Origin of the sequence: Streptomyces hyderabadensis, from assembly GCF_020404845.1 — a bacterium.
GTDB lineage: Bacteria > Actinomycetota > Actinomycetes > Streptomycetales > Streptomycetaceae > Streptomyces > Streptomyces hyderabadensis.
In genome coordinates this window covers 91,437-103,805 of the sequence record NZ_JAIOJZ010000022.1, presented here as the reverse complement: position 1 = coordinate 103,805, position 12,369 = coordinate 91,437, and the positions used below count along the sequence as shown (strand labels likewise).

Sequence of the window (12,369 nt, the reverse complement as noted above, 5' to 3'; positions counted from 1 at the left end):
TACTTTAGCCCACCGGTGGCCGGAGACGAAATCCGGTTTATCGGGGGCGGCGGAGCGGGTCCGGGCGGATGTGGTCGAGGGCCACGAGGAGTACGGCGAGGGCGTAGAGGGCGAGGCCGACGAGGAGGGCGTTGCCGAGGACGATCTTGTAGCCGTGCTGGGCGACGTCGAGGAAGGGATACAGGTAGCGGTTCTGGGAGCCGGGACCGAGCAGCTCGCCGCGGGCCAGGGAGAAGGCGAGATAGGCCAGGGGGTACAGGAGCCATACGGGGGTCTGGCGCAGGTGGAGGCGGCCGGCGGGGGTGAGGAGGAGCCAGTCCAGGATCGCGGCCACCGGTACCGCCGTGTGGAGGATGTGGGTCGCGGCGGTCTGCCAGGCCGTGCCGGTGGCGTCCTGGGCGGCGAACGGGCTCGACGCGTGGGCCAGCAGCAGATGGTGGACCAGGCCTGCGGCGACGACGTAGAAGAGGGCCGCACCTGTGAGGGCGCCCGGCAGGGGGTGGTGGGCGGACCAGGCGCACCGGGCGGAGGCAAGCATGACCAGGGCCAGCAGGATGCCGCTCTGGATCGTGAAGTGACTCAGGGCTGTCGTGGGGGCGCCGCCGGCGAGCAGCTCGATCGCCACGCCGGTCAGCGCCAGCAGGGCGACCAGGCCGCGGAAGACGGCGACCGGGCGGCGGCGGGCCGGGATCAGTACGGCACGGGCCGGTACGACGGTGGGCGTGAGGACGACGTGGCCCGGGATCGGGGGGAGGTCCGGGATGTCCCTGGGTATCGGGGCTGTCATGGACTCAACGTAGACAGACCGGATATAGGGGGCTATTCGGGTGGGCCGTGTGAGTTAACCCCAGCCCTGCGGGGCCCCGGCCCGGGGCCCTGCCCGGCCCTCCGGGGCCCCGTCGGTCAGCTTTCCCGGCCCACCAGTGTCAGCAGCGTCGCCTCCGGGGGGCAGGCGAAGCGGAACGGGGTGTATCGGTTCGCGCCGCAGCCGGCCGAGACGTGGAGGTAGGACGTGCGGCCCCCGGACGTGTGCGTGGACAGGCCCTTCACCCGGTCCGTGTCCAGGTCGCAGTTGGTGACCAGGGCGCCGTAGAAGGGGATGCACAGCTGGCCACCGTGCGTGTGGCCGGCCAGGACCAGGGGGTAGCCGTCCGCCGCGTAGGCGTCCAGGACGCGCAGGTACGGGGCGTGCACCACGCCCATCGAGAAGTCGGCCGAGCCGGACGGGCCGCCGGCCACCTCCGCGTACCGGTCCCGCTTGATGTGCGGGTCGTCCAGCCCCGTCAGCTCGACCGACACGCCCTCGATCTTGAGCGTGCCCCGGGTGTTCGTGAGGTTCTGCCAGCCCGCGGCGTCGAAACCGTCGCGCAGGTCCTCCCACGGGTTGTGGACCGCGCCGACGACGGGCGGGTTGCCGTTCAGGCCGTGGCGGCCCTGGACCTTCTCGAGCAGGTACCGGGCGGGGTTGCGGGGCCGGGGCCCGTAGTAGTCGTTGGACCCGAAGACGTAGGCGCCCGGGAACTCCATCAGGGGGCCGAGGGCGTCCAGGACCTCGGGGACGCCCTCCGGGTCGGACAGGTTGTCGCCGGTGTTGATCACGAAGTCGGGGCGCAGCCCCGCCAGCGAGCGCAGCCAGCGCTGCTTCTTGCGCTGACCGCCGACCATGTGGATGTCGGAGACCTGGAGCACGCGGAGCGGGCGCATTCCGGACGGGAGGACGGGGACCGTCACCCGTCGGAGGCGGAAGGAGCGGGGCTCGATGCCCGCCGCGTAGATCAGACCGGCGGCGCCAACCGCCGTGATGCCCAGGGGTACTCCGTATCGCGCGCGCATACGTCCATCGTGTCAGAAGCAGGTGGGGAGCGGCGGACCGCGGTGGCGGGCAGGCCCTCCGCGGCCGCCTTGCCCGGCGGCGCGTAAATCGGCGGGCGCCGGTCCTCGCACACCTGCGACAATCAGGTCCATGACCACGCTCAAGTCGAAGCTGCACGACGACCTCAACTCCGCGATCAAGGAGCGCGACGAGCTCCGCTCCTCGACGCTCCGGCTGACGCTGGCCGCGATCACCAAGGAGGAGGTCGCGGGGAAGGAGAAGCGGGAGCTCTCCGACGACGAGGTGCAGAAGGTGATCACCCGCGAGGCGAAGAAGCGCCGCGAGGCCGCCGAGGCCTTCGCCCAGGGCGGCCGCACCGAGCAGGCCGAGCGGGAGAAGGCGGAGGGCGAGGTGCTCGCCGCCTACCTGCCGAAGCAGCTGTCCAACGACGAGCTGAACGCGATCGTCGCGCAGGCCGTCGAGGAGGCGAAGGCGGCCGGTGCCGAGGGGCCGCGGGCCATGGGCGCCGTGATGAAGATCGTGAACCCGAAGGTGGCCGGGCAGGCCGAGGGCGGCCGGGTCGCCGCCGCGGTCAAGAAGCTCCTGGCCGGCTGAGCAAGCACCCGGCTGACCTGGCAGCCTGGCTGCCCCCCCGGCTGACCCGGCTGACCGGGCAGACCCGGCAGACCCGGCGGGCTGCGCCAGTACCCGGCTGACCCTGGCCCGCTCCGCCGGTGCCCGGTCGGCCGAGTCGGCCCGCTGCGCCGGTACCCGCTCGGCGGTCGAGCCGCCGAAACCGTCCCCCTGCCCCGCCTGTCCCGCCGTAACGCCAGTGAGGGCCCCCTCCGCCGTTCGCGGAGGGGGCCCTCACCCGGTTCGGAAGACGGTCAGCGGCGTCCGCCGGGGCCGTTGCCCGGGCCCTGGATCAGGTTCCCCGGGAAGCCGCCGTCCCCGCCCCCGTTGGCGTTGCCGCCGTTGGTCAGGCCGGCGATGAAGCCGTCGTCGTCGCCGTTGTTCCCGTCGTCGGGCTTGTTCTCGTCCCCGCCCTTGTCCTTGTTCTTGTCTTTGTCCTTGTTCTTGTCGCCGTCCGGGATGTCGACGAGGTTGAACGAGGGGGAGTCCTTGCCCTCCAGGGCGCCGGTCATGGCGTCCTTCCAGATCGGGCCCGGGACCGCGCCACCGAAGACGAGCGGGTGGTAGACGCCGCCGATCGTGATGTTCTTCATCTCGACCTTCTGGCTGGCGCTGCCGACCCAGACGGCGCCGGACATGTTCGGCGTGTAGCCGACGAACCAGGCGTTCTTGCGCTCGTCGGTCGTACCCGTCTTGCCGGCGTTGTCGCGGTCGCTCAGACCGGCCTCCTTACCGGTACCGGAGTCGACCACACCCTGCAGCAGGGTGTTCACGCTGTCGGCGGTCTTCTCCGTCATCGCGCGCGAGCACGTCGACTTCGGGACCTCCAGCGACTTCTGCTTGTTGCCGACCTTCTGGGTGATCGACTCGATCGCGACCGGCGTGCAGTACATGCCGCGCGAGGCGAAGGTCGCGTAGGCGCTCGCCATCGTCAGCGGGGACATACCGACCGAGCCGAGGGCGAGGGCGGAGGGGTTCTGCGGCAGCTTGTCGCCGTTGCCCTGGTGGACGTGGAGCTTGTCCGCCATGGACGCCACCGGGCACAGACCGATGTCGGCGAGCATCTGGACGAAGTAGGTGTTGACCGACTTGGCCATCGCCTCCTTCAGCCGGTACGGACCGACCTCCGACTCGTTCTCGTTCTCGACCCGGTAGCTGTTGTCGTTGATCCAGGGCTTGTCACAGGTCTGGATGGGACTCGGGTAGTCCATGTCGTACGGCGACGAGTACTCCTTCGTCGCCGGTACGTTCTCCTCCAGGGCCGCGGCAGCGAGGAACGGCTTGAACGTCGAACCCGTCGGGAAGCCGTAGTTGGAGCCGCCCACGGCGTGGTCGACCGAGTAGTTGATCTCGGTCTCGTCCTTGCCGTAGCCGTACGGCTTCGACTGGCCCATCGCGACGATCCGGCCGGTGCCCGGTTCGACCAGCGTGCTCGCCGCGGCGACCGAGTCCGACTTGTTGACGTGGTCCTTGAGGGACTGGTGCACCGACTCCTGGGCCTGCGGGTCGAGCGTCGTGCGGATGGTGAGGCCGCCCTGGTTCCAGATCTTGGCCCGGTCCTTGCGGGTCTTGCCGAAGACCGGATCACTCAGGAACACCTCGCGCACGTAGTCGCAGAAGAAGCTCGCGTCGTTCACGGCCGTGATGCAGCCGTTCTTCGGCCTGCTGACCTTCAGCCCGAGCGGTGCCTTCTTCGCCTTCTCGGCCTCGGCCGTGGAGATGTCGCCGACCTGGGCCATGCGGTTCAGGACAACGTTGCGGCGCTTGGTGGCCTCCGCCTCGTCGTTCACCGGGTCGTAGCGGCTGGGCGACTGGACGATGCCGGCCAGCAGGGCGGCCTCCTGGACGTTGAGGTCCTTGGCGTGCTTGGAGAAGTAGCGCTGGGAGGCCGCCTCGACGCCGTAGGCCTGCTGGCCGAAGAAGGTGATGTTCAGGTAGTTCTCGAGGATCTTCTTCTTGCCCAGCTCCTCCTCGACCTGGATCGCGAGCTTCAGCTCCTGGATCTTGCGGCCGATGGTCTGCTGGGTGGCCTGGGCGACCTTCGTCGCGTCGTCGCCCGCCTCCTCCACGAAGACGTTCTTGACGTACTGCTGGGTGAGCGTGGAGGCGCCCTCGGAGACCTCGCCGCTGCGCGCGTTCTTGTTGAGGGCGCGCAGGACGCCCTTGAGGTCGATCGCGCCGTGCTCGTAGAAGCGGGAGTCCTCGATCGCGACGATCGCCTTCTGCATGTACGGCGAGATGTCCTTGAGGTCGACCACCGTGCGGTCGCGCGAGTAGACCGTGGCGATGGTGCCGCCGTCGGCGTCGAGGATGGTGGTGCGCTGGCTCAGCGGGGGAGTCTTCAGGTTGGCCGGGAGGGCGTCGAAGCCCTCCACCGACCCCTTGGCGGCCAGCCCCAGCGCGCCCACGGCGGGCAACGCGATGCCGGCCAGCACTGCTCCCGCGAGCACACTGACACCGAGGAACTTTGCGGCCTGCTGCGTTGGCGACAGACCACCGCCCGAGCGCTTCTTTGGCATGGAGGCAGCCTAATCCGTAGGTATGAGCGATCCGCAGACGCAGGGGCTTTTCGGAGCGTTCGAGTACCAGACCGTGACATCCGGGTGCCGCCAGGCCGTGGCGACGCCTTCCGTGCCCCCGCCGTGTGATCTTTTGGGCACGGGACAAGCCCTGGAAGACGCCTTCTGCCAGCTCAGCCGTCGAGCGCCGGGCCGGCGCGGGCTTGACGGCGCGGCAAAGGGGGGCGGCTACGTTCTCATTCGCCGGACACGCGTATATGCCTTGGCCTAAGCTGCACTCAACTGTCACAGCAGTGCGGCCACGTATCAATACGTCCGGCGACCCCGAATCGTTCCGGATCCGCTCGAGTTTTTTCCGAGGGGCCCCGCTGGGGGCGCGTTGGTGTGTACCGGCGCGTGCCACGGCGTGTGGGGTGCGTGTCCGAATCCGCCTCGTGTGTCAATCGGTGTCCGTTGTGGCGCAACAGAGATGACCTGAATGTCGGGATCGTCGCGCATGTCGCCAGCTCACTCCCCCGGGTGATCTGCCGCTTACCCATAGTCCGTTCGGGCCATTCAAGATTGGGCCCGAAGGGGGTGTTGCGCTGTGCCCACCTTCCGTAACGTCCTCAACTGGCGGCGGTGAATATGCCGCTGCCGCCGTGGGGGAGCCTCGATTCGGGAGAGGACGGCGCCGGTATGGGCTGGGTAACCGACTGGAGTGCGCAGGCCGCCTGCCGCACTACCGATCCGGACGAACTGTTCGTTCAGGGAGCAGCGCAGAACAGGGCCAAGGCGGTGTGCACCGGGTGTCCGGTGCGGACCGAGTGCCTGGCCGACGCGCTCGACAACCGCGTCGAGTTCGGCGTGTGGGGAGGCATGACGGAGCGGGAACGCCGCGCACTGCTGCGCAGGCGGCCCACCGTGACCTCCTGGCGCCGGCTCCTCGAGACGGCGCGGACGGAGTACGAACGAGGGGTCGGCATCGTGCCCCTCGAGGACGACGAGGTGTACGAGAACTACGCGGCCGTCGGCTGAGCCCCGCCGGCGTCCCCTGGTTCCGCGGGCGGAACCAGACGCCCGAGGGCTGGATCAGGCGTCCGGCCCGGGCAGCTCGGGTCGGCCGGTCGCCAGGCGTGCCCCGATGTCCCGCAGCCCCGCGAGGTCGTGCACGTCGCCGGGGAGCGCGGCCACCTCGGTGACCGCCACCTCGGGATGACGCGCGGTGAAGCGGTCACGTGTGCGCTGCTCGCGGGCGAGCAGGTGCATGCGCTCGGCGTGCAGACGCAGCAGGCCTGCGGTGAGGGCGTCGACGGACCGCTCCGGCGCGTCGGGAGCCCCGGCGGAGTCGGGAGCCCCGTCCGAGGCGCCGGTGACGTCCGAAGAAGTCTCCGCAGACGTGTCGAGAGCCTCCGGAGAGATGTCGGTGGCCGAATCGTCGGGTACGGAGTCGGCCGGTCCTGAACTGCCGTGCGGGTCGGGAGAGTTGCCGGGAGCGGTACGAATTCCAGCTTTCCCGCCGTCCTGATCCACAATGCGGGGATCCTCAAGATTTTCCGCGGCGGCGAGTGCCCGCTCGGCCGACAACCGGTCGGCGCCGCTGCCGTGGACCCGGTTGAGCACCAGACCGGCCAGTGGCATGTCCTCGGCGGCCAGCCGCTCCACGAAGTACGCGGCCTCGCGCAGCGCGTCCCGCTCCGGGGCCGCGACCACCAGGAACGCCGTCCCGGACGCCTGGAGCAGCTTGTACGTGGCGTCCGCGCGCGTACGGAACCCGCCGAACATCGAGTCCATCGCGGCCACGAAGGTCTGCACGTCCTTGAGGAACTGTCCGCCCAGCACCTTCCCCAGGACGCCGGTCATCATCGACATGCCGACGTTCAGGAACTTCATGCCCGCCCGGCCGCCGACCTTCGCCGGAGCCAGCAGGACGCGGATCAGCTTGCCGTCGAGGAAGGAACCGAGGCGCTTGGGCGCGTCCAGGAAGTCCAGCGCCGAGCGGGACGGCGGCGTGTCGACGACGATGAGGTCCCACTCGTCCTTCGCCCGCAGCTGCCCCAGCTTCTCCATCGCCATGTACTCCTGCGTGCCCGCGAAGCCGGCCGACAGGGACTGGTAGAAGGGGTTGCCCAGGATCGCCGCGGCCCGTTCGGGATCCGCGTGGGACTCGACGATCTCGTCGAAGGTCCGCTTCATGTCGAGCATCATGGCGTGCAGCTCACCGCCCGCCGCGTCGTCGACGCCCTTCACCCGGCGCGGGGTGTTGTCCAGCGAGTCGATGCCCATGGACTGCGCGAGCCGCCGGGCCGGGTCGATGGTGAGGACGACCACCTTGCGGCCGCGCTCGGCCGCGCGCAGGCCCAGTGCCGCCGCCGTGGTCGTCTTGCCGACCCCGCCCGAACCGCAGCACACCACGATGCGGTTGCGCGGGTCCTCCAGCAGGGCGTCGACGTCGAGCACGCGCGCGGGGGCCAGCCGGCGCGCGCTCTCCTGCTGCCGGGCCGGGCTGCCCTCCTGGCGGCGGGCCGGGCTGCCCTTCTGGTGGCGGGCCGGGTCGTCCGGACTCATGCGATCCCCTGCTTCCGCAGCTCGGTGGCCAGTTCGTACAGGCCCGCCAGGTCCATGCCCTCCGCGAGCAGCGGCAGTTCGTGCGTCGGCAGGCCCAGCTCGCCGAGGGCCGCCCGCTGCTCCTGCTCCAGCGTGTACCGCTCGGCGTACTCCCCGGCCTGGGCGAGGAGCGGGTCCACCAGCCGCTCGGCGTGTCCGCCCCGCCGGGCCCCGCCGAGCCCCGCCCCGGACAGCGACCGGGCCAGCTCCGCACGCGGTGTCTCCCGGACCAGCTCCAGGTCGGTGGCGTCCAGGACCTGCGGACGGACCATGTTGACGACGACCCGGCCCACCGGGAGGTGCGCGGTGCGCAGCTCGGCGATGCCGTCCACGGTCTCCTGGACCGGCATCTCCTCCAGCAGCGTCACCAGGTGCACCGCGGTCTCCCGCGACTTCAGCACCCGCATCACGGCCTGCGCCTGATTGTGTATGGGCCCGACCTTCGCGAGCCCGGCCACCTCGTCGTTGACGTTGAGGAAGCGCGTGATGCGGCCGGTGGGCGGGGCGTCCATGACGACGTAGTCGTACACGAACCGCCCCCGCTTGTCCTTGCGCCGGACCGCCTCGCACGCCTTGCCGGTCAGCAGGACGTCCCTGACCCCCGGCGCGATGGTGGTCGCGAAGTCGATCGCGCCGAGCTTCTTCAGGGCCCGTCCGGCGCTGCCCAGCTTGTAGAACATCTGGAGGTAGTCCAGAAGGGCCAGTTCGGCGTCGATGGCGAGGGCGTACACCTCCCCGCCCCCGGGAGCGACGGCGATCTTCCGCTCCTCATAAGGCAGCGCCTCCGTTTCGAAGAGCTGCGCGATGCCCTGGCGGCCCTCGACCTCGACGAGAAGCGCGCGCTTCCCCTCGGTGGCCAGGGCCAGCGCGAGGGCCGCGGCCACCGTGGTCTTGCCGGTACCGCCCTTGCCGCTGACGACCTGGAGCCTGCTCACGTCTTCGAGCGTAACCAGTCCGTGCGCCGAGTACGCCGGAGGCTGTGGACAACATCGCCGCGACCGGCACGCGGAGGGGCCCGGACAGCGGCTGCGGAGGTGCCCCGGCCAGCGGCTAGAGTCGGCCGCATGACCAAGTGGGAATACGCAACCGTGCCGCTGCTCGTCCATGCCACGAAGCAGATTCTGGACACCTGGGGCGAGGACGGCTGGGAGCTCGTCCAGGTCGTCCCCGGGCCCAACAACCCCGAGCAGCTCGTCGCCTACCTGAAGCGGGAGAAGCAGGCATGAGCGCCGTCGAGGCGAAGCTCGCCGAGCTGGGTCTGACGCTGCCCGAGGTCGTCCCGCCGCTGGCCGCCTACCAGCCGGCCGTGCAGTCCGGCCCGTACGTCTACACCTCCGGCCAGCTGCCGATGCTGGACGGCAAGCTGCCGGTGACCGGCAAGGTCGGCGCCGAGGTCACCCCGGACGAGGCCAAGGAGCTGGCCCGCACCTGCGCGCTGAACGCCCTGGCCGCCGTGAAGTCCGTCGCCGGTGACCTCGACCGCGTCGCGCGGGTCGTCAAGGTCGTCGGCTTCGTCGCCTCCGCGACCGACTTCACCGGCCAGCCCGGCGTGGTCAACGGCGCCAGCGAACTCCTCGGCGCGGTCCTGGGCGACAAGGGCGTGCACGCCCGCAGCGCGGTCGGCGTGGCGGTCCTCCCGCTGGACGCGCCGGTGGAGGTCGAGATCCAGGTGGAGCTGGTCCAGCCGTAGCGGCCGGGCCTCCCGTGGCCGACGGGGAGGGGCCCCGACGCAGGGCGGCGGAGCGGGGCCGGACGCCGGGTGCGGCGCGCGTTGCCAGCCCGGCAACAAACCTCGCACCGGCCGCTCCGACCTCGCAGGATCGGTTCCACACCCCCTACGGGGCGGGAGCCGGCCCCAGTCGGCGGTCCCGGCCCGTACGGGGCCGTACCGAACGTATGCGCCAGGAGGAGCCATGCCGCAGCCGCCCGTGACCGACCAGCAGGCCGACCAGCCCGTCCACCGTCTGGTGCCCTCCCCCGCCGGCCGGATCCACCTGGTCGAGCAGGGCAGCGGGCCGCTGGTCCTGCTCGTGCACGGCTTCCCCGAGTCCTGGTACTCCTGGCGCCACCAGCTGCCCGCGCTGGCCGCCGCCGGATTCCGCGCCGCCGCCGTCGACGTACGCGGCTACGGGCGCTCCTCGCGGCCGGACGACGTGGCGGCGTACCGGATGCTCGACCTGGTGGCGGACGCCGTCGCCGTGGTGGAGGCGCTCGGGGAGAGCTCCGCCGTGGTCGTCGGCCACGACTGGGGCGCGAACATCGCCGCCCACTCCGCGCTGCTGCGGCCGGACGTGTTCCGCGCGGTGGGCCTGCTGAGCGTGCCGTACACCCCGCCGGGCGGCCCGAAGCCCAGCGAGGTCTTCGCCGGCATGAGCGACCCGGCCGGGCCCTTCGCCGGTCAGGAGTTCTACGTCTCCTACTTCCAGGAGCCGGGCCGCGCCGAGGCGGAGATCGAGCCCGACGTACGCGGCTGGCTCGCCGGCCTCTACGCCGCCCTGTCCGCCGAGACCATGCCCGCGCCGGAGGAACCCGACCCGCACTTCGTCGCCCCCGGCGGCCGGATGCGCGACCGGTTCCCGGCCGCCGGGCGGCTGCCCTCCTGGCTGACCGAGGAGGACCTGGACGTCTACGCCGGGGAGTTCGAGCGGACCGGTCTGACCGGCGCCCTCAACCGCTACCGCAACATGGACCGCGACTGGGCCGACCTGGCCGCCCACGAGGGCGCCCCGATCACCCAGCCGTCCCTGTTCCTCGGCGGCGGCCTGGATGCGTCCACCACCTGGCTGTCCGACGCGATCGAGGCCTACCCGGTCACCCTGCCCGGCCTGCGGGCCTCGCACGTCCTCGACGGCTGCGGCCACTGGCTCCAGCAGGAACGCCCCGAGGAGACCAACCGGCTGCTCACCGAGTGGCTGACCGGCCTGCCCTCCTGACATCCACCGGGCCCCGGGGGCCACTCGAACATCCGCCCGTCACCGGATAGCCTCCGGCCATGGCGAGTGGTCAGGCGAGTGGTCGGACGAGTGGTCGGGCGAGTGGTCGGGCGAACGGTCAGTGGTACCCGCCGGAGTGGCCGGACCGCATCCGCGCGCTCGCGGCCGGCACCCTCACCCCGGTCACCCCGAAGCGCGCGGCCACCGTCATGCTCCTCAAGGACACCGACACCGGCACCGGCACCGGCACCGGCGCCGTGGGGTCCGGGCCGGCCGTCCACATGCTGCGCCGCCGCACCTCCATGGCGTTCGCCGGGGGCGCCTACGCCTACCCGGGCGGCGGGGTCGACCCGCGCGACGACGACCGCGCGATCGGCTGGGCAGGCCCCACGCGCGCGTGGTGGGCGGACCGGCTCGGCGTCGACGAGGCGGGCGCCCAGGCGATCGTCTGCGCGGCCGTGCGGGAGACGTACGAGGAGGCCGGCGTGCTGCTCGCCGGGCCGACCGGCGACTCGGTCGTCGGCGACACCACGGGCGACGACTGGGAGGCCGACCGGGCCGCCCTGGTCGACCGCGAGCTGTCCTTCGCGGAGTTCCTGGACCGCCGGGGTCTCGTCCTGCGCTCCGACCTGCTGGGCGCCTGGGCGCGCTGGATCACCCCGGAGTTCGAGGCCCGGCGCTACGACACGTGGTTCTTCGTGGCCGCGCTCCCCGAGGGACAGCGCACCCGCAACGCCTCCACGGAGGCCGACCGCACGGTGTGGATCACGCCGGCGGAGGCGACCGCCGGGTACGACAAGGGCGAGCTGCTGATGATGCCGCCGACCGTCGCGACCCTGCGCGGGCTGGCGGAGTGCGGCACGGTGGCCGAGGCGCTGGCGTCGGCGCCCGGCCGCGACATGACCCCGGTACTGGCCCGCGCGCGGCTGTCCGGCGACGAGGTCGTCCTCTCCTGGCCGGGGCACGACGAGTTCACCAAGCGCGTCGCGAGCGCGGCACCGGCGACGCCTTCCGACCCGACCGGGGGAGCCCTCGCATGACGGACGCAGCAGCACTGCCCGGACAGCCGCGCGGCGGCGTCCTGTCGGGACCGGCCACCGCGCGCGCGGTGAACGTCCTCGCGCCCAACGCCTCGGCGATGACCCTGGACGGCACCAACACCTGGATCCTCGCCGAGCCCGACTCCGACCTGGCCGTCGTCGTCGACCCGGGTCCGCTGGACGACACCCACCTGCGACACGTCGTCGACACGGCCGAGCGGGCCGGCAAACGGGTCGCGCTGACGCTCCTGACGCACGGTCACCCGGACCACGCGGAGGGCGCCGCGCGCTTCGCCGAGCTGACCCGCACGAACGTACGGGCCCTGGACCCGGCGCTGCGGCTGGGCGACGAGGGGCTGGCCGCGGGTGACGTGATCGGGGTCGGCGGGCTGGAGCTGAGGGTCGTGGCGACCCCGGGGCACACGGCGGACTCCCTGTGCTTCCACCTCCCGGCCGACCGGGCGGTCCTGACGGGCGACACGATCCTGGGGCGCGGCACGACGGTGGTGGCCCATCCCGACGGCCGTCTCGGCGACTACCTGGACTCCCTGCGCAGGCTCAGGTCGCTCACGGCCGACGACGGGGTGCACACGGTGCTCCCGGGCCACGGGCCCGTCCTGGAGGACGCCCAGGGTGCCGTGGAGTACTACCTCGCCCATCGCGCACACCGCCTCGCCCAGGTCGAGACGGCGGTGGAGGACGGCCACCGCACGCCGGGCGAGGTCGTCGCCCACGTGTACGCGGACGTCGACCGCTCCCTGTGGCCGGCGGCGGAGCTGTCGGTGCGGGCGCAGCTGGAGTACCTGGGCGAGCACGGGCTCATCCAGCTGCCCGAGTAGGGGCCC

At 71.8% G+C, this 12,369-nt stretch carries 12 protein-coding genes; 7 read left to right on the top strand and 5 right to left on the bottom strand.

The window, feature by feature from the left end:
• Window positions 1–37: 37 nt before the first annotated feature.
• Together K7854_RS18955 and K7854_RS18950 are read right to left on the bottom strand one after the other, a co-directional pair.
• Window positions 38–787: a Pr6Pr family membrane protein gene (locus K7854_RS18955; RefSeq protein WP_226027710.1), complete on the bottom strand. Its 750-nt coding sequence runs from the start codon at window positions 785–787 to the stop codon at window positions 38–40.
• 116 nt (window positions 788–903) lie between these two features.
• A complete protein-coding gene (locus K7854_RS18950; RefSeq protein ID WP_226027709.1) occupies window positions 904–1,833 on the bottom strand; it encodes a metallophosphoesterase in 930 nt (309 codons plus the stop codon).
• 130 nt (window positions 1,834–1,963) lie between these two features.
• On the opposite strand from K7854_RS18950, the gene K7854_RS18945 reads away from it, so the two are divergent.
• On the top strand, window positions 1,964–2,428 hold the full coding sequence (locus tag K7854_RS18945; protein WP_226027708.1) for a GatB/YqeY domain-containing protein: 465 nt from the start codon (window positions 1,964–1,966) through the stop codon (window positions 2,426–2,428).
• Window positions 2,429–2,700: 272 nt separating this feature from the next.
• On the opposite strand, the gene K7854_RS18940 is transcribed toward K7854_RS18945, so the two are convergent.
• Entirely contained in the window at window positions 2,701–4,965 is a 2,265-nt protein-coding gene (locus tag K7854_RS18940; RefSeq protein WP_226027707.1) for a transglycosylase domain-containing protein, read from the bottom strand.
• Window positions 4,966–5,643: 678 nt separating this feature from the next.
• Between K7854_RS18940 and wblA the strand changes: the two genes are divergently transcribed.
• The gene (wblA, locus tag K7854_RS18935; protein WP_179235539.1) at window positions 5,644–5,982 is read left to right on the top strand and encodes a transcriptional regulator WblA; all 339 of its coding nucleotides are present in this window, start codon (window positions 5,644–5,646) and stop codon (window positions 5,980–5,982) included.
• 54 nt (window positions 5,983–6,036) lie between these two features.
• Here wblA and bagB read toward each other — a convergent pair whose 3' ends face one another.
• Together bagB and bagA are read right to left on the bottom strand one after the other, a co-directional pair.
• Complete coding sequence (bagB, locus tag K7854_RS18930) at window positions 6,037–7,512, bottom strand: ATPase BagB (RefSeq protein ID WP_226027706.1); 1,476 nt, start codon at window positions 7,510–7,512, stop codon at window positions 6,037–6,039.
• Window positions 7,509–8,486 (bottom strand): ATPase BagA, encoded by a 978-nt coding sequence (gene bagA, locus K7854_RS18925; protein WP_226027705.1) that lies wholly within the window; start codon window positions 8,484–8,486, stop codon window positions 7,509–7,511. The genes bagB and bagA overlap by 4 nt, the downstream gene beginning before the upstream one ends.
• 129 nt (window positions 8,487–8,615) lie before the next feature.
• Here bagA and sp36 point away from each other — a divergent pair, with 129 nt between their 5' ends.
• The 5 genes from sp36 (at window position 8,616) to K7854_RS18900 (ending at window position 12,363) form a co-directional block, all read left to right on the top strand.
• A complete protein-coding gene (gene sp36 / locus K7854_RS18920) occupies window positions 8,616–8,777 on the top strand; it encodes a Sp36 family protein (protein WP_003975360.1) in 162 nt (53 codons plus the stop codon).
• A complete protein-coding gene (locus K7854_RS18915) occupies window positions 8,774–9,241 on the top strand; it encodes a RidA family protein (RefSeq protein ID WP_226027704.1) in 468 nt (155 codons plus the stop codon). The genes sp36 and K7854_RS18915 overlap by 4 nt, the downstream gene beginning before the upstream one ends.
• A 223-nt stretch (window positions 9,242–9,464) precedes the next feature.
• Entirely contained in the window at window positions 9,465–10,484 is a 1,020-nt protein-coding gene (locus K7854_RS18910; protein WP_226027703.1) for an alpha/beta fold hydrolase, read from the top strand.
• A 59-nt stretch (window positions 10,485–10,543) separates the two neighbouring features.
• A complete protein-coding gene (locus K7854_RS18905) occupies window positions 10,544–11,524 on the top strand; it encodes an NUDIX hydrolase (RefSeq protein WP_226027702.1) in 981 nt (326 codons plus the stop codon).
• A complete protein-coding gene (locus K7854_RS18900) occupies window positions 11,521–12,363 on the top strand; it encodes an MBL fold metallo-hydrolase (protein ID WP_226027701.1) in 843 nt (280 codons plus the stop codon). Before K7854_RS18905 ends, K7854_RS18900 begins: the two co-directional genes overlap by 4 nt.
• Window positions 12,364–12,369: the final 6 nt, after the last annotated feature.